15 protein-coding genes are annotated in these 21,739 nt (G+C 72.6%); 6 read left to right on the top strand and 9 right to left on the bottom strand.

Translation table 11 applies throughout. The features are described 5' to 3' along the window. Positions 1-457 precede the first annotated feature (457 nt). A complete protein-coding gene (locus tag ACIOGX_RS33105) occupies positions 458-907 on the top strand; it encodes a PTS glucose transporter subunit IIA (RefSeq protein ID WP_387019698.1) in 450 nt (149 codons plus the stop codon). A 90-nt stretch (positions 908-997) separates the two neighbouring features. Next, positions 998-2,668 carry a phosphoenolpyruvate--protein phosphotransferase gene (ptsP, locus tag ACIOGX_RS33100; RefSeq protein ID WP_129772822.1) on the top strand — a complete coding sequence of 557 codons (1,671 nt, stop codon included), beginning with the start codon at positions 998-1,000 and terminating at the stop codon, positions 2,666-2,668. A gap of 83 nt (positions 2,669-2,751) precedes the next feature. On the opposite strand, the gene ACIOGX_RS33095 is transcribed toward ptsP, so the two are convergent. Together ACIOGX_RS33095 and ACIOGX_RS33090 are read right to left on the bottom strand one after the other, a co-directional pair. Next, entirely contained in the window at positions 2,752-3,681 is a 930-nt protein-coding gene (locus tag ACIOGX_RS33095) for a hypothetical protein (RefSeq protein ID WP_383973558.1), read from the bottom strand. A 63-nt stretch (positions 3,682-3,744) separates the two neighbouring features. Then, a complete protein-coding gene (locus tag ACIOGX_RS33090) occupies positions 3,745-5,736 on the bottom strand; it encodes an acetoacetate--CoA ligase (RefSeq protein WP_401918293.1) in 1,992 nt (663 codons plus the stop codon). A gap of 248 nt (positions 5,737-5,984) precedes the next feature. Here ACIOGX_RS33090 and ACIOGX_RS33085 point away from each other — a divergent pair, with 248 nt between their 5' ends. Further along, entirely contained in the window at positions 5,985-8,348 is a 2,364-nt protein-coding gene (locus tag ACIOGX_RS33085; RefSeq protein ID WP_401918291.1) for a TIM-barrel domain-containing protein, read from the top strand. A 187-nt stretch (positions 8,349-8,535) separates the two neighbouring features. On the opposite strand, the gene ACIOGX_RS33080 is transcribed toward ACIOGX_RS33085, so the two are convergent. After that, on the bottom strand, positions 8,536-9,060 hold the full coding sequence (locus tag ACIOGX_RS33080; protein ID WP_401918329.1) for an NUDIX domain-containing protein: 525 nt from the start codon (positions 9,058-9,060) through the stop codon (positions 8,536-8,538). An 88-nt stretch (positions 9,061-9,148) separates the two neighbouring features. Here ACIOGX_RS33080 and ACIOGX_RS33075 point away from each other — a divergent pair, with 88 nt between their 5' ends. Beyond that, positions 9,149-9,955 (top strand): M15 family metallopeptidase, encoded by an 807-nt coding sequence (locus tag ACIOGX_RS33075; protein WP_401918289.1) that lies wholly within the window; start codon positions 9,149-9,151, stop codon positions 9,953-9,955. A gap of 239 nt (positions 9,956-10,194) precedes the next feature. Then, positions 10,195-10,491: an Mpo1-like protein gene (locus ACIOGX_RS33070; RefSeq protein ID WP_387019704.1), complete on the top strand. Its 297-nt coding sequence runs from the start codon at positions 10,195-10,197 to the stop codon at positions 10,489-10,491. Positions 10,492-10,577: 86 nt separating this feature from the next. On the opposite strand, the gene ACIOGX_RS33065 is transcribed toward ACIOGX_RS33070, so the two are convergent. From ACIOGX_RS33065 to ACIOGX_RS33050, 4 genes are read right to left on the bottom strand one after another with little or no spacing between them, the layout of a single operon-like run. Beyond that, positions 10,578-11,186, bottom strand: coding sequence for an ATP/GTP-binding protein (locus ACIOGX_RS33065; RefSeq protein ID WP_129772815.1), 609 nt, complete (start codon positions 11,184-11,186; stop codon positions 10,578-10,580). Beyond that, positions 11,167-11,562 carry a DUF742 domain-containing protein gene (locus ACIOGX_RS33060; RefSeq protein WP_129772814.1) on the bottom strand — a complete coding sequence of 132 codons (396 nt, stop codon included), beginning with the start codon at positions 11,560-11,562 and terminating at the stop codon, positions 11,167-11,169. The genes ACIOGX_RS33065 and ACIOGX_RS33060 overlap by 20 nt, the downstream gene beginning before the upstream one ends. 10 nt (positions 11,563-11,572) lie before the next feature. Then, positions 11,573-12,013: a roadblock/LC7 domain-containing protein gene (locus ACIOGX_RS33055; protein WP_356518550.1), complete on the bottom strand. Its 441-nt coding sequence runs from the start codon at positions 12,011-12,013 to the stop codon at positions 11,573-11,575. Further along, positions 12,010-14,859 (bottom strand): nitrate- and nitrite sensing domain-containing protein, encoded by a 2,850-nt coding sequence (locus tag ACIOGX_RS33050; RefSeq protein ID WP_401918286.1) that lies wholly within the window; start codon positions 14,857-14,859, stop codon positions 12,010-12,012. The genes ACIOGX_RS33055 and ACIOGX_RS33050 overlap by 4 nt, the downstream gene beginning before the upstream one ends. 415 nt (positions 14,860-15,274) lie before the next feature. On the opposite strand from ACIOGX_RS33050, the gene ACIOGX_RS33045 reads away from it, so the two are divergent. Continuing rightward, a complete protein-coding gene (locus ACIOGX_RS33045; RefSeq protein WP_401918284.1) occupies positions 15,275-15,838 on the top strand; it encodes a hypothetical protein in 564 nt (187 codons plus the stop codon). Here the strand turns inward: ACIOGX_RS33045 and ACIOGX_RS33040 are convergent. Both ACIOGX_RS33040 and ACIOGX_RS33035 read right to left on the bottom strand, forming a co-directional pair. After that, a complete protein-coding gene (locus ACIOGX_RS33040) occupies positions 15,807-20,504 on the bottom strand; it encodes a hypothetical protein (RefSeq protein ID WP_401918282.1) in 4,698 nt (1,565 codons plus the stop codon). The genes ACIOGX_RS33045 and ACIOGX_RS33040 overlap by 32 nt on opposite strands. A gap of 33 nt (positions 20,505-20,537) precedes the next feature. After that, positions 20,538-21,446: a hypothetical protein gene (locus ACIOGX_RS33035; protein WP_356518554.1), complete on the bottom strand. Its 909-nt coding sequence runs from the start codon at positions 21,444-21,446 to the stop codon at positions 20,538-20,540. Positions 21,447-21,739: the final 293 nt, after the last annotated feature.

The raw sequence follows: 21,739 nt of genomic DNA, 5'->3' as shown, positions 1-21,739 counted from the left end.
CAACCCACCGGACATCCGGCAGGTCGGGGTATCAACATATCTGGCGTTGACTTTTGGCACGCTGTTGAGTTCTCAAGGAACGGACGCTTCCTTTGGTCCCGTTTCCGGTCCCTCCGGGCTTTTCCCTTCGGCATTTCGTTTTTCAAACTCTATCAGGCCTTTTCGCTCTTCCTGACCACCGTTTCGCGGACATGCCGAAGCGAAGATCAGGATGGGATCGAGACTTGATAGGTGCCGCCGACCCCCGACTCAAAGTCGCGTTGGGGTCAGGCAGGAGTACGACAGTACATGCGGTCGGTCGGCGCAGGCAAATCGGTTTCGGTGCCCTCATGGTCCGTCAACCCGCCGCACTCACGCGGAACCGTCACTTCCTATGACTTACCCTTCTGAACAGCACGTCGCCCCCTCACGGACGGTGACGACAGCCCCGTACTTCTCCGCCTCTGGAGGCTCCCCCATGACCATCGTGACGGCCCCGCTCGCCGGACGCGCCATTGGTTTGCCCGCTGTACCCGACCCGGTGTTCGCCGGTGCGATGGTGGGGCCCGGCACGGCCATCGATCCCGTGCGCGAGCCCGGTGAGGCGGTGTCCCCGGTGGACGGCGTGGTGGTCTCCCTGCATCCGCACGCCTTCGTCGTGGTCGACTCGGAGGGGCACGGAGTGCTGACGCATCTCGGTATCGACACCGTGCAACTCAACGGCGAGGGTTTCGAGTTGCTGGTCAACAAGGGGGACACCGTCACGCGCGGACAGGCCGTGGTGCGCTGGAACCCCTCCGCCGTGGAAGAGGCGGGCAAGTCGCCCATCTGCCCCGTCGTGGCGCTCGAGGCCGCCGCCGACTCCCTCTCCGATCTCCGTGAGGACGGCGACGTGAAGACCGGCGAGACACTGTTCGGCTGGCAGTGACGCCGTCGGCGTATGTCAGGGACGGGCGCGGTGCGCTCGTCGTACATCCCTCGCGGCGACCGGGTCGTCGCATAACCGGAGACGGGTGAAATGGAGACAACGCTGCGAGGCGTCGGGGTCAGCCACGGAGTGGCGATCGGCGAGGTCAGGCACATGGGGACCGCGATGCTGGAGCCCCCGGCCAAGTCGATCCCGGCGGAGGAGGCGGAGCGCGAACAGGGGCGCGCTCACCAGGCCGTCGAGGCGGTGTCGGCCGATCTGATCGCCCGCGGCAATCTGGCCGGCGGCGAGGCGCAGGCGGTGCTCGAAGCTCAGGCGCTGATGGCGCAGGACCCGGAGCTGATGGCCGATGTGGAACGGCGGATCGCCGTCGGGAGCACGGCCGAGCGCGGGGTGTACGACGCGTTCGCCTCGTATCGCGCGCTGCTCGCCGGTGCCGGGGAGTATCTGGCCGGGCGGGTCGCGGATCTGGACGATGTACGGAATCGCATCGTCGCCCGGCTGCTGGGCGTTCCGATGCCGGGAGTGCCGGACAGTGACGAGCCGTACGTACTGATCGCGCGTGATCTCGCGCCCGCCGATACGGCGCTGCTCGACCCCACGCTGGTGCTCGGGTTTGTGACCGAGGAGGGCGGGCCGACGAGTCACAGCGCGATTCTGGCGCGCGCGCTCGGGGTGCCGGCCGTGGTCGCGCTGCCGGGGGCCGGTGAGCTGGCCGAGGGCACCGTGATCGCGGTGGACGGCAGTACCGGTGAGATCTTCGTCCAGCCGAGCGCCGAGAAGCGTGCCGAGCTCGAGGCGGCCGCCGCCGCGCGGAAGGCGGCGCTGTCCGCCTCCACGGGGCCGGGCGCGACGTCGGACGGTCACAAGGTGCCGTTGCTCGCGAATGTCGGCGGTCCCGCGGATGTTCCCGCGGCCGTCGAGGCGGGCGCGGAGGGCGTGGGGCTGTTCCGTACGGAGTTCCTGTTCCTGGACGACAGCAAGCAGGCGCCGTCGGAGGAGAAGCAGATCGCCGCGTACCGCGCGGTCCTCGAGGCGTTTCCCGAGGGCCGGGTGGTCGTGCGGGTGCTGGACGCCGGCGCGGACAAGCCGCTCGACTTCCTGACGCCCGCCGACGAGCCGAATCCGGCGCTGGGTGTGCGTGGGCTGCGGAGTCTGCTGGATCACCCGGATGTGCTGCGGACGCAGCTGACCGCGCTGTCGAAGGCGGCCGAGGGTCTTCCGGTGTATCTGGAGGTCATGGCGCCGATGGTGGCCGACCGCACGGACGCGAAGGCGTTCGCGGACGCCTGTCGTGAGGCGGGGCTGCACGCGAAGTTCGGGGCCATGGTGGAGATTCCGTCGGCCGCTCTGCGGGCGCGGTCGATTCTCCAGGAGGTCGAGTTCCTTTCGCTGGGGACCAATGACCTGGCGCAGTACACCTTCGCCGCCGACCGGCAGGTGGGTGCGGTGTCGCGGCTCCAGGACCCGTGGCAGCCGGCGCTGCTGGACCTGGTGGCGCTGTCGGCCGAGGGCGCCAAGGCCGAGGGCAAGAGCTGTGGCGTGTGTGGTGAGGCCGCGGCCGATCCGCTGCTCGCCTGTGTGCTGACCGGGCTGGGTGTGACGTCGCTGTCCATGGGCGCGGCGTCGATCCCGTATGTGCGGTCGGCGCTGGCGAAGCACACGCTGGCGCAGTGTGAGCGTGCCGCCGCCGCCGCGCGTGCCGCGGACACCGCCGAGGGTGCGCGGAAGGCCGCGCAGGCGGTGCTGTCCGGCGAGTGAGCCGAGAGGGCCGGATTCCGGTCCGGGTTCTGGAGGGGCTTCCCGTCGCACAGGACGGGAAGCCCCTCTGTCGTCGGCTCCGTTCAGTGGTGGGTCCCGGTGTCGTCCGGGCCGAGGTCGAATCCGGCGCAGTACTCCACGCCGGATTCGGGAGAGACCGGCTCTCCCGTGTCCGCGTCGGTGCAGTAGGCGCTGAAGACCTCGCCGACGGTGAGCGGAACGAGGCTGCCGCGCTGGAGGCGCCAGCCGTGCAGCCGGTCGGGGTCGTCGGCCCGGGTCGTACGGAGCACCACTCCCCCGGCGCTCTCCAGCGCGATACCGACGGCCAGTACGGTCACGAATTCGGTGGCCTGTGAGGCGTCGAAGCGTGCGGGCCCGCCGGATCCGGGTGGGCCTTCCTGTCCGTTGTCGGGGCCCTCGGTGCGCAGGACGGCGAGGAGTTGCTCGTCGGCGGCGGGGACACTACAGACCAGGTGGTGTGTGCCGGAGCCGGCTCCTTCGAGCAGCCGGAGCAGCAGGTGGGAGGCGCGGTCGAAGGCCGCGCGCCCGATGTCCTGTCCGCAGTCGGCGCATTCTCCGACGTCGGCGAGGAGCGTGGTCGCGTACTCCCAGGTGGCCCTGCGGACAGCGGTGCTGATGAGTTGGGGGACGAGGCTGTCGATGGGCTGGCCGGTATAGGCGATGGCGGCGCCGCTTCCGGGGATACGCGCCGTGAAGCGGCCGCGGCTCTCGGCGGTGTCGGGGTCGAGGCCGGACTCCGCGCAGTACTCGGCGTACTCCTCCGGGTCGAAGAGGGCGACGGTGGTGTGGACACCCTGGGATGCCAGGGATTTCAGCAGTCCGTCGATCTGCCGCAGATAGGCGGCGTGGTCGTCGAAGGTGAAGGTGCGGTAGCACCGCATCGCGGTGAAGTCCCGCTCGTCGGCCAGCAGGCCGACAGTGCTGGGGACTTCGCGGCGCAGGCTGCGCCGCGACGTCCTGGTTTTCTGTGCGCTGTGGTCGGTGTGCGCCATGGCTCCCCCTGAGCACGGTCGATCATTGCTCACTCAGAGTAACCAGAGGGTCTGACAACGCGGTCAGCGGCGCTCGCGGGCGAGGTTCTCGTAGAAGCGGAGGAGTTCGAGGTTGTCCACGGACCCCGCGTTGACGGCCTTGTCCAGCGCCGCGCCCTGGAGGAGACGCTTGACCGGGACTTCGATGCGCTTGCCGGTCAGGGTGTGCGGAATTCCGGGGACTTCGATGATCTCGTCCGGCACATGGCGCGGCGAGAGCTGTTCGCGGATGGTCGCCTTGACGCGGTCGCGGAGTGTGTCGTCGAGGACGGCGCCCGGGGCGAGATGGACGAAGAGCGGCATCCAGTAGCCGCCGTCCGCTTCCTCCAGGCCGATGACGAGGGATTCGCGGATCTCGGGGAGCCGTTCGACGGCTTCGTAGATGTCGGCGGAGCCCATGCGGACGCCCTGCCGGTTCAGGGTGGAGTCGGAGCGGCCGTGGATGACGACCGAGCCCCGGTCGGTGAGGGTGATCCAGTCTCCGTGGCGCCAGACGCCGGGGAACAGCTCGAAGTAGCTGTCGCGGTAGCGGCTGCCGTCGGGGTCGTTCCAGAAACGGATCGGCATGGACGGCATGGGGTTGGTGACGACCAGTTCGCCGACCTCCCCGATGACGGGGTCACCGTGCGGGTCCCAGGCCTGGAGGTCCGTCCCCAGACAGGCCGCCTGGAGTTCGCCGATATGGACGGGGAGGGTGGGTACGGCGCCCGCGAAGCAGCTGCACACGTCGGTGCCGCCGCTGACGGAGGCGATCCACAGGTCGTCGGCCACCTCGTCGTGGAGCCAGCGGAATCCGTCGGGCGGCAGGGGTGAGCCGGTGGTGGCGACGCACTTCACGCGGGAGAGGTCGTGGTCGCGGCCCGGGTGCGCCTCGGCCTTGCGGCATGCCATGACGTAGGCGGCCGAGGTGCCGAAGAAGGTGGCGCCGGTCCGTTCGGCGATGCCCCACTGGGCGTCGACGGCGGGGAAGCCGGGGCTGCCGTCGTACAGCACGATCGTGGTGCCGGTGAGCAGGCCGGAGACGAGGAAGTTCCACATCATCCAGCCGGTGGAGGTGTACCAGAAGAACCGGTCCTCGGGACCGAGGTCGCAGTGCAGGCCGAGCTGTTTGAAGTGCTCCAGGAGGATGCCGCCCTGGGACTGGACGATCGCCTTGGGCAGGCCGGTGGTACCGGAGGAGTAGAGGACCCACAGGGGGTGGTCGAAGGGGACCGGTTCGAAGACGGGCCGGGTGGTTTCGGCAGCGGCGGTGCCCGCGGTGAGGTCCGCCCATTCCAGGGCGCCTTCGGGAGCCGGGGTGCCGAGGAGCGGGACATGCACCACGGCCCGCAGGGTGGGCAGTTCGCGCCGGAGCTCGGCGACGGTCTCCGTACGGTCGTGCTCCTTGCCGCCGTAGCGGTAGCCGTCGACGGCGAACAGCACGACGGGTTCGACCTGCTGGAAGCGGTCCAGCACACCGCGGGCGCCGAAGTCGGGGGCGCAGGAGGTCCAGACTCCGCCGACGGCCGCGGTGGCGAGCAGTGCGGTGACGGCCTGCGGGACGTTGGGCAGATAGCCGCTGACGCGGTCTCCGGGGCGTACGCCGAGGGCGCGCAGCTCGGCGGCGAGTGCTACCACCTGCCGGCGCAGCTCGGTCCAGCTGACCGGGGTCACGTCATGTGTCTCGTCAACATGGAGGAGCGCCGGGTCATGGGCGCGCGCCGGGTCCTCAGCGGTACGCAGTGCGTGTTCCGCGTAGTTCAGGGTGGCGCCGGGGAACCACTGGGCGCCGGGCATGGTGCGGTCGCCCAGGACTTGTTCGTAGGGGGTGGTGAACCGTACGTCGAACCATTCGGCGACGGCGGCCCAGAAGGTGTCGAGCGCATCGACGGACCAGCGGTGCAGCGCCGCGTAGCCGCCCTCGGCGGGAGCTCCGTACCGTTCGGCGGCCCAGTCCTGGAAGCGGGTGATCCTGGCGGCGGCGATACGGTCGGGGCCCGGCTGCCAGAGAGGGGCGGGGCTTGCTGCTGCGGTCATGGGGCGGCTCCCGGGCTGACTCGGCGCTGAGATGATCGACGCTGGTGCACTCGACGCTGGTGTGCGCCGGCCGCGCGCACGTGCGGGGTGTGCGCGTGTACGCGACTGAGACGGACGATGCCACGTGATCGTCTTTCGCACCAGGGTGGCTTCTCCATGGTCGGTCAGGCAGATATGTGCCCCGGCCACAGGTGAACGGGAGTTGAACGGAGCGTCCGACGCTCCGGACGAATGGCAGGCTGAGCAGCATGGACGGTCGTGAACTGGTGCGTTCGATGAAAGTGGTCGGTTCGGTGCGGGGGCTGCGCGCGGTGCGGTCCGCCTGGCGCCAACGGCGGACGGACGCGAGAGAGCTGGCGCCGCGCGGTCCCGAGCGGGCCCGGGTGCCGGGTCCTGTCACGGGCGCCGAGCCGCTGCCCGGCGGTGGCACCGTACGGTTCGCGCGCGCGGAGCTGCATGTGTGCGTCATGGTGGGCGGCGCCGTCTTCTGGGGATGGGACGGCGCGGAGCCGCTGCCCTCGTACGCGCTCGCCGACGTTCCGCCGGAGCCCGATCCGCGGGCCGGGCTCGAACCCGACAAGGACGGCGGCTGGCGGGTGGTGTCGGAGCGGGTGACGGTCGCGATCTCGCGCAACGGCGGGGTGGAGGTCCGTACGCCGGGGGGCGTCGTGCTGCGCCGGGAGCTGCCGCCGCGCTGGTGGGAGCCGGTCGCGGGCGGACCCGCGCGCTGGGTGCAGCGCACCGAGGTCCCTGCCGACGCGCGCTTCTTCGGCCTGGGCGGGCGCGGATCCGGGCCCCGGCTGCGGGACGGTACCTACCGGCTGTGGAACACCGATCCGGGCGGTGGTTTCGGCCCTGGCGACGATCCGCTGTACGTGACGATGCCCGTGCAGCTGGTGGTGGCGGACGCCGGGACGCATCTGGCGTTCCACGACAACTCCTGGGACGGCCGGGTCACGCTCCGGGAGGGCGAGGAGGGCGCGGGCTCGGGGCACGACCGGCCGGGTACGAGCGAGCTGCGGATGGACGGCGGGCCGCTGCGCTGCTGGGTGGTGACCGGTACGCCCGCGCGGGTGCTGCACAGTTGGACGACGCTGAGCGGAGCGCCCGTACCGCCGCCGTCCTGGGCGCTGGGGCCGCAGCACGCGCGCTGGGGGTTCGGCAGCGCCCGGGAGGTGCGGCGGATCGTCGCGGGGTACCGGGAGCGGGGGCTGCCGCTGTCGGCGCTCCATCTCGACATCGATCACTACGACGCGCACCAGGTCTTCACCGTGGACCGTGAGCGCTTCCCCGATCTGCCGGGGCTCGCGGAGGAGTTGCGCGCGGACGGGGTCCGGCTGGTCTCGATCGTCGATCCGGCGGTGAAGGCGGAGCGGGGGAACGCGGTGTACGAGAGCGGGCGCGCGGTCGGTCCGGCCGGCGCGTTCGTACGGGACGGGCGGGGGCGTGAGGTGCTCGGTGTCGTCTGGCCCGGCGAGTGCGTGTATCCGGACTTCACGGATCCGGCGGTGCGCGCGTGGTGGGGCGGGCTCTACGAGGAGCGGCTGGCGCAGGGGTTCGCCGGGGTGTGGCACGACATGAACGAGCCGGTGTCCTTCGCGCCGTTCGGGGACACGACCCTGCCGCGCTCGGCCAGGCATCAGCTGGAGGGCAGGGGCGGCGACCACCGCGAGGCCCACAATGTGTACGGGCTCACCATGGCGCGGGCCGGTTATGAGGGGCTGCGGCGACTGCGGCCGGACGAGCGGCCCTTCCTCTTCTCGCGCTCCGGCTGGGCCGGGATGCAGCGGTACGGCGGCACCTGGTCCGGCGATGTGTCGACCGGCTGGCCGGGGCTGCGGGCGTCGCTCTCGCTGGTGCTGGGTCTCGGGCTGTGCGGTGTGCCGTACTCGGGCCCCGACGTGGGTGGTTTCGACGGGAGTCCGACGCCCGAGCTGTATCTGCGCTGGTTCCAGCTGGGGGCGTATCTGCCGCTGTTCCGTACGCACGCGGCGATCGACGCGGGGCGCAGGGAGCCGTGGGAGTTCGGTCCCGAGGTGCTCGAACACGCGCGGGCCGCGCTCAGCGGGCGGGAGCGGCTGCGGCCGTACTTCGTGACGCTGGCTCAGCTGGCCCGGCTGACCGGGGCGCCGTATGTGCGTCCGGTGTGGTGGGGTGCCCCGGAGGACCGGGCGCTGCGCGACTGCGAGGACGCGTTCCTGCTCGGCGACGCGCTGCTGGTGGCGCCCGTGCTGGAGCGCGGTACGGACCGGCGCGCGGTGCGGCTGCCGCGCGGCCGGTGGTACGACACGGCCACGGAGAAGGCGTACGAGGGTCCCGGCCAGGTACTGCTGGACGCGCCCCCGTCGCGTATCCCGGTGCTGGCGCGGGCGGGTGCGGTGATTCCGATACGCGGCGAGGACGGCCGGCCCGAACTGGAGGTGTGGGCTCCGGCCGCGGGGCGCTCGGGGGGCGGTCTGGTGGTACGGGACCCGGGCGGCACGCCGCCGGAGGCGGAGGTGAAGGTGGAGCGCTACACCTCGCGGCTGGTGAACGGCGAGGTCCGGGTGGAGCGGGTGACGGAGGAGGGCGCGGTGGAGGCGGAGTGGCCGGTCCGGGTGCGGGGTCGCTGAGCGGACCGGTACGGGTCGCGGGGGCGCCGGGCCGGGACCCGTACGAGTCGCGGGGGCGCCGAGCCGGGACCCGTACGAGTCGGGGGGCGCTGGGCCGGAGCGACCGGCCCGGGGCGCCGAGTCTTCGTGACCGGCCCGGGGCGGGGGCGTGCGTCCGGGCGTGTGAGTCCGGCGTGGCGCTCCGCGCTCAGGGGTGGCCCCCCGTGCCCTCCGTACCGTAGCGGCCCGCGAACCAGGCCCGTACGGCCTCCGTGTGCAGCGGGAACGCCAGCTCGGCGGGGCCGCGCAGCAGGTGCGTGCCCGCGGTCTCCTCGGTCGGGACCGAGGGCGGCAGCAGGGCCGCCGGGCGCGCCGGGAGCAGCCCGAAGAGCAGCAGATGACCGTCCGGGGAGCTGAGCGCGTCGGCGAGCCGTACGTCGCGCGCCGGTGCCTCGATGCCGGTCTCCTCGCGCAGTTCCCGTACGACGGCGTGCCGCCAGTCCTCGGTGCGGTCGATGAAACCGCCGGGGAGGGCGAGACCGCCGTACGCGGGCTCGATGGTGCGGGTGATGACGACGAGCGCGGTGCCCTCGTCGTCGGTCACCGGTACCAGCGCGACGGCGACGGGCAGCGGGTTGAGATAGGCGGTGGCACCGCAGGCCGCGCACGTACGGGGCCAGCCGGCTCCTGGCGGGTACGGCGTTCCGCAGCTGCCGCAGTGCGCATACGCCACCGCGGGCTTCTTCTGGGACTCGGACACGCGCGGACTGTATCCGATCCCTCTTCCCCGGGGTCCCCGGAGCTGATAGACGAAGGTGCTCATGACACGTCTGATATCCGCACTGCGCGTGCTGGCCGCCTCCGCCGCCGCGCTGCTGACCGTCGCCGCCACCGCACCCGCCGCGCGGGCCACGCCGGAACCGGTGGCGCCGAAGGAGTTCGTGGCCCTGCGCGCGGTCGCGCCGACGATCATCCAGGAGATGCGCTACCTCACCCCGCACAACTTCGTGGGCGAGCCCGTCGACCGCTACCGGCAGCCCGTCTGCATCGTCACCCGCCCCACCGCCGAGGCGCTGCGCACCGCCCAGCGGAAGCTGCTGCGGCAGGGGTACTCGCTGAAGGTGTACGACTGTTACCGGCCGCAGCGGGCCGTCGACCACTTCGTACGGTGGGCAGAGGATCTCCAGGACGAGCGCATGAAGGCGGAGTTCTATCCGCGCGTCGACAAGTCGCGGCTGTTCGCGGACGGTTACATCGCGGAGAAGTCCGGGCACAGCCGGGGCAGCACCGTCGATCTCACGATCGTCAGGCTGCCCGCCCTGCCGACGCGTCCGTACCGGCCGGGTGAGAGGCTCGCGCCCTGCTACGGGCCGAAGGCCGAGCGGTTCCCCGACAACTCCGTGGACATGGGCACGGGCTTCGACTGTTTCGACACGCTCGCGCACACCGACGATCCACGTGTCCAGGGCGCGCAGCGCGCGAACCGGCAGCTCCTGAAGTCGACGCTGGCCGGTGTCGGGTTCACCAATCTGCCCGAGGAGTGGTGGCACTTCACGCACAAGCCGGAGACCTTCCCGGACAGCTACTTCGACTTCCCGGTGGCGTGGCGTTCGGTCCTGGGGAGCTGAGAGCGGCGGCGGGACGGAAGCACGACGGCCGGCCGGGGCCACCCCCGTGGACTCCGGCCGGCCGTCTTCCGGTGGGACGCGCGGAACCCGTTCCCGGTTCACCGAAAAGCAATTACGGTGCCCGTATGGCGCGGAGAACAGATGAGCGGCGGACGAGCGGGCGGCAGACGAACGAGCGGCAGCCGACCGAGCCGCGCACGTTCGGCTCGTACGAGGAGTTCTGGCCCTACTACGTCGCCATGCACTCCAAGGCGGCGACGCGCTGGCTCCATCTCACCGGCACGCTCACCGGTCTCGCGGTCAGCGCCTACGGGCTGGCGCGCGGACGGAAGCGGTACGTGGCGGCCCTGCCGCTGATCGGGTACGGGACGGCCTGGCCCGCCCACTTCCTCATCGAGAAGAACAATCCCGCCACGTTCGGCCATCCGGCCTGGTCGCTGCGCGGTGACGCGCAGATGATCCGGATGATGCTCGCGGGCCGCGACAGTGAGCTGGCGGAGACCGCCGCCAAGTGGCTCGCCGCGAACCGTCCCTGAGGGAACCGCCCCGGGCGCCCGGGGCACCCTGGGCGAAACACCCCCGTCGGGCCGTTCACGTCGCCGTACGCGTCGGGCCGTACGCCTCAGGTCGTGGCGGCGTGCTCGCGCTGCCGCGCCGCCAGGGTCATCGCGTGCTCGACGACCGCCACCAGCACTTCCTTGACGGATTCACGTTCGCGCGCGTCACACATCACCAGGGGGACCTCGGGATCGAGGTCGAGTGCCGACCGTACGGTCTCGCTCGGGAAGCGGTCCGCGCCCTCGAAGCAGTTGACGGCGACGGTGAACGGGATCCCGCGCCGTTCGAAGTAGTCGACGGCGGCGAAGGAGTCCGCGAGACGGCGTGTGTCGGCCAGCACGACCGCTCCCAGGGCGCCCTGGGCCAGCTCGTCCCAGAGGAACCAGAAGCGGTCCTGGCCCGGGGTGCCGAAGACATACAGCACCAGGTCCTCGCGGAGCGTGATCCGGCCGAAGTCCATGGCGACCGTGGTGGTCGTCTTGCCCTCGACCCCGTCGACATCGTCGACGGGCCGGCCGGCCTCGCTCAGCACCTCTTCGGTGCGGAGCGGTCTGATCTCGCTGACCGCGCCCACGAGAGTGGTCTTGCCCACCCCGAAGCCCCCGGCGACCAGGATCTTCAGCGTCACCGGATCGGCCGGACGCTGCCTGCGGCTAGAGCGCCCGAAGACCATTGATCACCTCGCGGAGAATGTTCACGTCCGGCAGTTCGGCCGGCGGAACAGGACGGGTTACGTGCACGATTTCGTCCTCCACCAGATCGCCGACGAGGACCCTGACCACCCCGACGGGGAGGTCGAGGCCCGCGGCCAGCTCGGCGATCGACTGGGGGCTGGTGAAGCAGCGTTCGACGATCTCCACGTGCTCGGGGGAGAGCGTCTGGTCCCGGCCGGGGTCACCGGCCGCGGGTTCGCAGACGACGAGCGCGATCAGGTCGAGCCGGTGGCGCGTCGCGCTGCTGGTGCGGCCACGCGTCATCGCGTACGGACGTACTACCGGTCCGGCTTCGCCGTCGAACCAGTGCTGCTGATCCTGATCGCCTTCGCTCATCGCAGCCCGCTCACCCTCCGGCGGGCAGGCCGGTACGTGGGGAGGTACCCAGGTGGACGCCGACCCGCTTGACCATGAGCGTCATCTCGTAGGCGACCTGTCCGACGTCGGAGTCCGCGTCGGACAGGACGGCCAGACAGCTGCCGTCGCCCGCCGCGGTGACGAAGAGGAACGCGTCGTCCAGCTCCACGACGGTCTGCCGGACCTTGCCCGCCTCGAAGTGCCGGCCCACGCCCTTGGCGAGGCTGTGGAATCCGGAGGCGACGGCCGCGAGGTGCTCGCCGTCCTCACGCGTGAGGTCCTTGGACGTGCCGGTGGCGAGCCCGTCACCGGAGAGCACCACCGCTTTACGGATGCTGGCGACCCGGTCCACGAGCTCGTCGAGAAGCCAGTTGAGCTCTCCGACGACATTGGGGTCTATGGAGCGTGCTGCGGCGTTCGGTGCGGTCATCGACCGTCCCCCTCCGATGTGGTTCCTTGTATCTCGCCGGGGCCGGTGGGGTCCTCGGCATCGTTCTGCTGACGACCACGCTGCCAGCCCCGCTGGAGCGAAGCCATACGGCTGCGCACTTCGTCCGCGTCCCGCTCCGCTTCCTGGCCCGCGGCGGACGTGGAGCCGGTGCCGGGGTCCTGAGCGGTGTCCCTCAGCTGGGGGGCCAGACTGGCCTGCCGGATCCGGCGGGGCAGTCCGTCGATCGTGGGCGGGGCTCCGTCGGACGGCTGCCCGCCCGGTGCCGAGGAGCGTGAGGGCTGCGCCGGTACGCCGGACCAGGTGCGGCCCGTGCCGCCGGCCGCCGGATCCGGCGCCGCCTCGGGCAGGGCGCGGCCCGGTTCGTCCACCCGCCTGCCGCGGTCCACGACCAGGATCGGGGGCTTGCGGCGGGGCAGTCCGGCCGGGCGCTCGGACGCGGCGGCGTCCACGGGGCGCTGGGGCTGTCCGCGCCGGTCGCGCGGCGGCGGGACGGGCCTGCCGTCGCGCCGGTCGCGGAAGTCCCGGGCGTCGTCCCGTAGACCCCGCGCGTCGTCGCGGCCCAGCAGTCCGTCACGGGCGTCGCCGGTGTCCCGGCCGCCGTACGGGTCGCGTCCGTCGTCGCCGGTGTACGGGACCTCGATGCTGGAGTCGCGGAGGTGTTCCCGCGCGCGGAACAGTCCGCCGCGTTCGCTCTCCGTGTCCTCGATATCTGTGATGCCGTCACCTCCGCCGAGCAGCGGCCCGCTCTCCCTGTCGAGAGCGCGGACCGGAGGTTCGAGTTCGACCGGGCCGTCGAGCACGGACGGGTCGCCGCCGAGTCCGGCGGGGACTTTCGCGAGCGCGGTGCGCCGGCCACCGCCTCCGCCGTCGGCGCGATGGCGGCCACGCTCCGTGGCGGTCTTGCGGTCGAGCCGGAAGCCGGTGCCCTCGGTCTCGGGCGCGTCGGTGAGCAGCGCGACCGGCAGGAACACGATCGCGGTGGTCCCGCCGTACGGCGAGGGCTGGAGCGAGACGCGTACGTTCTGCCGCTGGGCGAGCCGGCTGACCACGAACAGCCCGAGGCGGTCGGTGTCGGACAGCTCGAACTCGGGGGTCTCCGCGAGCCGCAGGTTCGCGTCGAGCAGCACTTCGGGCGCCATCCCGAGACCTCGGTCGTGGATCTCCAGGGTGAATCCGTTGGCGACCCGCTCGCCGTGCACCTGCACCGCGGTGTGCGGGGGCGAGAACACCGTGGCGTTCTCCAGGAGTTCGGCGATGAGGTGGGTGAGGTCGGCGACCGCGGGGCCGCCGACGCCGATGCGCGGCAGCCTGCGGACCTCGATGCGCTCGTAGTCCTCCACCTCGGCGACCGCCGCGCGCACCACGTCCATGAGCTGGACGGGCTTGCGCCACTGCCGGGAGGGAGCGGCTCCGGAGAGGATCACCAGACCCTCGGCGTGCCGTCGCATACGGGTGGTGAGGTGGTCGAGCCGGAAGAGGTCTGCCAGCTCCTCGGTGTCCTCCGTACGGCGCTCCATGGTGTCCAGGAGCGTGAGCTGACGGTGGAGCAGGACCTGGTTGCGGCGGGCGAGGTTGACGAACACCTCGGAGACGCCGCGCCGGAGGTCGGCCTGTTTCACGGCGGCCTCGACGGCGGCGCGCTGGAGCGTGTTGAGGGCCTGGCCGACCTGGCCGACCTCGTCCCGCTCGTAGTCGAGCCGCGGTGCCTCGGTCTCCACGTCGACCGGTTCGCCCGCCGCGAGCCGGCGCATGACGCTGGGCAGGCGTACGCCGGAGACCTCATGGGCCTCCTTGCGGAGCCGGGAGAGGTCACGGATCAGATCACGGCCCACGCGTACGGACACGATGATGGAGACGAGGAGGGCGACGAGGCCGAGCGCTGCGGCGAAGCCGACCCGTACGAAGATGTCGGTGCGTACGGGCTCGATGTGGGCCCGGTACAGCTCGGTGGCCGCGTCGCTCTCGCGGGTCAGGTCCTCCAGGACCGAGGCGGTCATCTGCTGCCAGCCCACGGCGTCGACCGTCTTCGGACTCCCGGTGGCGCCCGCCGAGATGAGACGGTTCTCCGCCTCGCGCAGCGCGAGGGTGGCGGGGGTGCGCCAGTACTGTTCGAGGGTCGCGCGGTCCGAGAGCGGCAGGTCGGCCAGGTTGGTCTCGTAGAGCAGCGTGCGGTTGGCGACGAGGTCGGAGGTGGCGCGGACGTCCTCGGGGGTCATTCTGCGCGCGATCAGCGCGGAGGCGACGAGCGCGTCCTCGCGGGAGAGCATCTCCCGTGCGCGGTCGAATCCGATCAGCGCCCGGCCCCAGTTGTCGCCGTCGACGTCCTCGTGTCCGTACAGGGAGGCCAGGAAGTTGTGGCTGGGGTCGACGAGTCCGTTGTAGAAGGCGAGCGCCTTCTCCCGGGTGACCGTGCTCTCGTCCACGGAGCGGCGCATCAGCCCGAGACCTTCGAGGGAGCCGACGAGCCGGTCGAGCCGCTCGGCCGAGATGTCGTCCAGCTGTTCGCGTACCGCCGATTCGGCTTTTCCGACCTTGGCGAGGGCCCGGTCGGTGTCGCCACGGCGGGCCCGGAGTTCGGTCAGTGAGTCCGAGGCCGTGGGGTCGGCCAGGAAGATGAGCGTCTGCCGTCGTTCGCTCTGGAGGACACCGACCGACTCCTCGACGGGGTTGCCGACGGTTTTGATGACATGTCTGACGTCGATGAGCTGCTTGGCCTGGCTGCCTGCGAGCGTCGTGGCCAGTCCCCAGAGGACGGTCAGCGCGACGAGCGGCACGAGCAGCAGCGCCACGATCTTCCGGCGGATGGATTTCCCGCGAAAGCGCATGGCCTCCCCCAGCTCGACCCCCCGCCCGGCTGCGGGAGATTCTCCGTCAACAAACGGCGCGAGCCTACTACTGTCGCACCGGCAACTCGAAGACACATCCGGATGTTTTTCGGCCGCCCCTTGGCACCTTGATCATGAGTTGTCCTGGTATTCGGCGAGTTGGCTTCCTTGACGCGCATGGCTAAGAGCAGACGGGACGGTAGATATCCGGCCGGAACAGATGGCTGAAACTCAATGTTCGCCAAACGTTCCGGGAATCTTCCGGCACTCCCATTCGTCCTTGTGTGCGGGGATCAGGGGTTAGTTGGGAGCACTGCGGGCGGTTTCGCGTACACACTCGGTTCCATGGCCGGCGTGAAGCGGAGTGAGCCGGGCAGTCACCCTTGAGACGGACATGGGTGGGGAGTGACGGTCCATGGAGACGGACGGGCGGCGCGGTGCGGAGTCGGCGGAGGGGTTCAGGGAAGTGTCCCGTGGGCTCTGGGTCGAGGAGCCCGCGAAGCGGTATCGCATGCCGGACGCGGTCAGAACGGCCGCTGTACGCGCGGTGATCATCGCCGCGATCACACTGATCCAGGCCACGATCGCGTTTCTCAGTACGCTCGCCGGTTCCTGGCTGGCGTTCCCGATGGTGCTGAGCAGTGTGGCCTCCACGGTGGTGGCGACCTGGGGTGTGCTGGACGTATGGGTGACGCGCCAGATGTGGAACCAGCGGGGCGGTGTGGTGTCCGTACCGAGCAGCACCGCGCGCCAGTTGCGCCGGGAGCGGCGCAGGGCCAGGCGCGCGGCGCGGTCCGCCGCGCGGAGTGCGGACCGGGGAGGGGCCCGGATACGACGCGGGGCCCGGACCCGGGGAGGGGCCGGCGCTCCGGAAACCGGCGCTCCGGAGACCAGTGCTCCGGAGACCGGCGCCCACGAGGCCGGCGGCCAGGAGGCCGGGGCCGCTGCTACTCCGCGACGGGCTCCGGCGTCCGTTTGAACATCCGCGTCGCGGTGATCTCCCCGTGCACCGTCTCGCCGTCCGGGTCCTGCTGCGGCAGGCCGGGGCGCAGATGCTCCTCCACGCTGATGTACTTCAGCCCGGCGCGCAGATCCGCGTCATTGCGCAACCGGATGACCAGCGGGAATTCCGCGAGCGCGGTCGTGTCGAAGAGGCCCGTGGTGTAGAGGAGCTGCACCCCCAGGGCATCGGAGACCGCGCGCTGGAGCTCCAGCAGATAGGTGGCGTTGGCGCGGCCGATCGGGTTGTCGAGGAAGAGCGTGCCCGCGTGCCGGTGCTTGTCCCGGCCCCGGTCGTTGCTGCGCAGGGCCGCCATCGTGCAGTAGAGGGCGATCGCGGCGGTGAGCAGCTGGCCGCCGGAGAAGACATCGCCCATCTGGCCGACGGGGACCCGCTCGGCGCGCAGTACGGCGTCGGGCTTGAGGATCTCGACGGCGACGCCCCTGGGCTGGAGTGCCGCCTGAACTCCGCGCAGGAGCAGGGACATTCCGTCCCTGCGCAGATCGGAGTTCTTCTTGAGGGCGGCGCGGGTCGCCTCGTCGACGACCTCGCCGAGCCGCTCGGTGAGCGTCGCACGGTCCGGCTCCTCGAAGCGGATCCGCAGGAACTCCTGGCCCGACCACTCCCCCAGCCCTTCGGGCAGCCGGGAGAGCCGCTGAGCCGAACGGAGCGTGGTCAGCGCGGATTCCACCAGCCCGCGCAGCCGGTCCACGATGGAGTCGCGGTTGCGCTCCAGCTGCGCCAGCTCGTCCGTCAGGACGCGCAGCCGGGGCGCGAACGCCTGGGCCCACGCGGCGGCGTGCTCGGGCAGCGCGGACGCGGGCAGTTCGCGGATCTGCTGACGGGCGGGGGTGCGGACCTGCTCGTACCGGGTGGCGTTGGCATGCCGGACGAGCACGTCGCAGGCTTCCCGTACGCCGGTTTCCGCCGCGGAGAGATCGGCCGCGCAGGCGCGCAGTGAACGGCGGGCCTCGGCCGTGGAGTGCCGCGCCTCCTCCAGCGTGCCGGGGTACGGCTCGGGCTCCTGGGACGCCTCGTCGTCGCCGCGCTTCGGGTCGTGGTCGTCGGCCGCCGCGCCGCGCAGCAGATCGCGCAGGAGGGCGGCCGTCTCGTCGAAGCCGCCCGCGCCGTCCTCGGCGGCGCGGTGCGCGTACAGCAGCTCGCCGTGCGCGGCCCGCGCGGTCTCCAGCCCCTCGGTCCGTACGGCCAGTTCGGTGGTGGCGGTACGCAGCAGGGTCTGGGCCTGCTCGGCGTCGGCCGGGACCAGCTCCGCGGGCAGTTCGGTGTGCGCGTCGCCGTCCTCGGGGGCGAGCCGCTCGGCCTCGCCGCGGAACCGGCCCAGCTGCTCACTCGCGGTGGAGGCACGCGACTCCAGCATCTGGACGAGGGACTCCGCGCGGGCGGCGGCGGCCTGCCGGGACGGGCCGTCGGCGCCGTCCGTGGATTCGAGGAGCTGGGCGGCGCGGGTGCGGACCTTGTTGGTGAGCCGGTCCAGCTCGGCGACCGCCGCGCTCTCGTCGCTCTCCGCGCGCGCCTGCTCGGCCCGCAGATCGGCGCCGACGCCCACCTTCTCGTAGAGCTGGGAGGCGGCGCGGTAGGCCTCGCGCAGGGCGGGCAGCGCGGCACGCGGGGCGTCCGCGTCCGGCTCGGGGACGCTCTCCGGGGCTCCGGCGATCTCGGCGCGTTCGGCGCGCAGGGCGCGGGCGGTGCGGCGGGCGTCGTCGGCGGCGCGCTGGGCGGCCCTGCGGTCCTCGTCGGCGGCGCGGGCCCGCTCCAGGCATACGGTCGCGCGCGCCTCGGACTCGGCGGCGTCGTCGGCCAGTTCACGGAGCTTCGCCTGCCATCCCGACCGCTCCCGGAGCCGGAACGCGAGACCGGCCAGGGCGTCGGCGGCGCGGCGGGCGCGCTGCGCGGCCTCCTGCCGTTCGTCGCGTACCCGCGCGGTGTCCGCGGCGGCCTCGTCCGCCTCGGCGCGTGCCATACGGGCCTCGGCGAGGGCCGCGGCCGCCGTCTCGGCCGATTCCCTCGCGGCCCGCGCGGCGGTCGCCAGCTCCAGGAGCGTGCCGGGCGGACAGTCGGCCCGCCAGGAGCCGAGCCGGGCGGCGAGCGAGCGGTCGCCGGTGAGCCGGGCCGCGAGCACCCGGATCTCCTCGTCGCGGTCCGCCGCACGGCTGCGCAGCGCCTGGCGCTCCTCGTCGGCGGCGTGTTCGTCGTGCATGGCCGGGTTCGGCGGTACGAGGAACACCCCGCTGTCGGCCGGGCCTTCGGAACCGGGGCCCGGCACGGGGGCCAGCAGCGCGGCGGCGGTGCCCACGGCGACGGCCGAGCGCGGCAGCAGGGCGGCGCCCGCGAGGGCCTCGCGGGCGCGGACGTGCGAGGCCGGGTCGGTGATCACGACGCCGTCGACCAGCTCCGGCCTGGCGGCCAGCACCGCGGCGTGGTCGCCCGGGTCCACGGCCTGGGCCAGATAGCGCCAGCCGGGGAGAGCCGGAATGCCGTGCTCGCCGAGGTACTCGACGGTGGCGAGGACATCGGGCCCCGGCGGCAGCAGCCCGCCGTCGCCGAGCGCGCCGAGGATACGGGAGTCGTCGGCCGCGGCGGTGCGCAGGTCGAAGAGCTGCCGCTCGGCGGACGTGACGCCCTGGTCGAGCAGTTCGCGCAGTTCGTCGGCGTACCGGTCGAGGTCCTCGGGGCTCAGCGGCCCGTCGGGGCGCCGGGAGGCGGACCGGGCCGGGGGCTCCGGGTCCCGGTCGCCCGTACCGTCCCGCGGCGCGGGGACCGCGGCCAGGGCGGCGGCCGTCGCGGGCAGGCTGAGCAGTTCGGCCAGGCGCTCGTCCTGGGCGATCGACTCCGCCGCGCGGCGCTCCGCGTCGTACGCGTGCTCCGCGGCCTGGGCGGCGTCGGCGGCGCGGGCGGCGGCCAGTTCGGCACGGGATTCCGCGGAGGCCGCCTCCCTGGCCAGGTCGGCCGCCGTGCGCGCGGCCTCGCGCGCGGTGTCCCAGCCGGCGACCGCGGACTTCTCCGCGTCGCTCGCGGCCAGCGCGGCGCGGGCCGGATCCGCGTCGGGCGCCGTGTCGTCGAGCCAGCCCGCCCGTACCGCCTCGGCCGTCTCCTGCCCGACCTCCGCGAGCCGCTGGCGCAGATGCCCGGCCTCGCTGCGGGCCCGCTGTGCCTCGGTCGCCGCGGACGTCGCGTCGCGGTGGGCGGCCTCACCCGTCTCCTGGAGCGTGGCGGAACGCTCCTCCTCCTCGTTCGCCAGGCGCTCGCCGTCCTCGGCGGCGGCGTGCAGCGCGCGTACGAGATCGGCCGCCGCGGTGGCCCGCGCGGCCAGCGCGGGCGCGGCGTCGCGCTCGGCCTCCCGGATCGCGACGGCCACGCGCGCGGAGCGGTCCGCGGCGGCGCGGTGGCGCAGCACGGCCTCCGCGGCCTGCCAGGCGGAGTGGAGCGTACGGGCGTCGGTCAGCTCGCGACGCTGGGCGGCGGCGCGCTTCTCGGCGACGGTGAGGGCCAGCGAGGCGTGCCGGTAGGCCAGTTCGGCGGCGATCAGCGCACTCCGGCCGCGCTCCCCCTCCGCCGAGGTCACCGTATGGGCGGCGGCGGTCACCTGCTGGGCGAGGGCCGCGGCCCGCTCCCGCTCCCCCGCCGCGCGGGCCGTGAGCCGCCGTACGAGCGTACGGGCCCGGCGCTCGGCGCCCGCGTGGATGTCACGGGCACGGGCGCGGGTGTCGGCGGCCTCGACGATCCGGCCGAGCAGATCGACCGAGCCGGCCGTGAAGTCGCGCTCGGCGGTGAGCTCGGCGCGGCGGCCGAGCTTGTTGCCGAACCCCCCGACGAGATCCGCGAGCCCGTCCGTGTCCCGGGTGTCGGTGACGGCCCGCAGCAGCAGATCGGTGAAGTCGGAGTCCTTCTTGACCGCGAAGAGGCCCGCCGCCTCGCCCTCGTCGGCGTTCATCTCCCGCTGGTAGCGGAAGAGTTCGGGGTCCAGGCCCAGATCGCCGAGATGTTCGTTCCAGCGGTCGTGGATCTCCTCCCAGTGGACGTCGAGATGCGGATAGAACTTGCCCGCCTCGGTCAGGGAGTCCCGGAAACCCTTCATCGTGCGCCGCCTCCCCCGGGCACCCGAGGCACCCTCCACGGGCGGCCGGACGGCGGTGGACTCGGCGACGGGCAGCGAGTCGAGGCTGAGCCCGGGGCCCGGCCGGAAGGAGTACCAGCCCTCGGCGAACTTCCGCGGATCGTTGGACACCTGACGGCCGCGCCACTCACTGGCCTTGCCGACCACCACGAGTTCGCCGGTGAGCGTGTGCTGCCACTCCAGTGCGACATGTCCGCAGTCGTCCGCGAGAAGGAACTTGCGCAGCACGCCGGAGCTGGCACCGCCGAGCGTATTGCGGTGTCCCGGCAGCATCACCGAGAAGATCAGCTTGAGCAGCACGGACTTGCCGCCGCCGTTCTCCAGGAAGAGCACGCCCGCGGGAGCGGGCCGGCGCGGCGGGCCGACCGGCTCGTCCTCGAAGAACTCCGCCTGGGCGGGGGCGGGGTGGGGCACGGGTGCGCCCACTCCGCGCAGATCGAGCACGGTGTCGGCGTAGCGCGCACCGGCGGGGCCGATGGAGTAGAGGCGGACCCGGGACAGCTCGTACATGGCGGGGACTCTCGACGTGGTGGGGGGGCGGGTTCAGGCGTGGAACGGCAGGCCGGCGTCGGCGGCCAGCTCCAGATCGTCACCCTCGGGCGGTGGCAGCAGGGTGGCGGAGCCGTCGGTGACGGGGACGACGCCCAGCTCCAGCAGCTCGGCCATGGCCGCGTGGCCCGCCATGTCGCGGACCTGGAGCTGGTAGCGGGCGGTGGTGCGGTACGCGCCGCCGGCGTCGTCACCGGTGCGCTGGAGGAAACCGGAGTCGGTGAGGAACGCGACGGCCTTGCCGACGATGCCGGTCGTGGAACCGGCCAGCCTGCGGGCGTCCTTGGTGGCGCCCGTGGCGCTGCGCCGTGCGTAGATCCGCCACGCGGCTTCCAGCCCCGGCTCGCCGGTCGACGGATCGGTGTTCTCCCCCGCCTCCTCGGCGCGCTCCTCCAGCCGTCGGCACGCCTGCCGTACGAACGCGTCGACGCCGTTGACCGTGATCCGGCCGATGTATCCGTCGTCGGCGAGGTCGGCGGGGCGCGGGAACGCCATGGCCGCCACGGCGAGATGGGCGAGGCCGTGCAGGAAGCGGTCGGCGGAGTCGGTGGCGGCGCGGCGGGCGTAGTCGCCCATCCGAACCGCGAAGACCGAGTCCTCGCCCGCGGTCACGGCCATGCCGGCGCGGGGGGAGACCTCCAGGACGACGAGACCGAAGCCGGTGGCGACGGCGTCGGCGACGCGGGCGAAGGCGGGGTCTTCGCGGTAGCGGCGGAGCAGCTCGGTGTACTCGGCGTCGCGGGCGGGGAGCAGCTTGGGCTGGAGCCCGAAGGAGACGAGGCGGGCGGCGTCGGCGGCGTCGGCGGGCGTCACGCCCGCGGTTGTCGCGGGCGCGGTCTCGGTCGCGTCGGCGTCGCCGGGCTCGGTCCACGCGGCGGGGCGCTCGGCGTGGTGGTCGCTCACGGGGGGTCTCCTTGTGCGGTGCGGTGCGCTGCGCTGCGCTGCGCTGGGCTTGCGGTGTGCGGTGCGGGTTGCGGTGCGGGTTGCGGTGTGCGGGGTTTGGGTTGCGGTTGCGTACGGCTGGGCCGGGGTCCGGGGCCTCCGGAGGCACATGTCCGGACGGCATGATTTACGGCGCGACTCCGGCAAGTCGATGGTTCGGGCGTCCGCGCGCCACAAATCACGCTTTAGTGTCCGGACACGCACCTCCTACGCCCCCGACCCCCTCCCCCCGGTGGTCCCCCACAACCCGCCGA

This window comes from Streptomyces sp. NPDC088147, assembly GCF_044741565.1.
In the GTDB taxonomy this organism is placed as follows: Bacteria; Actinomycetota; Actinomycetes; order Streptomycetales; family Streptomycetaceae; genus Streptomyces.
The sequence above is the reverse complement of the archived record's forward strand: the minus strand, read 5'-3'. Positions and strand labels throughout refer to the sequence as shown.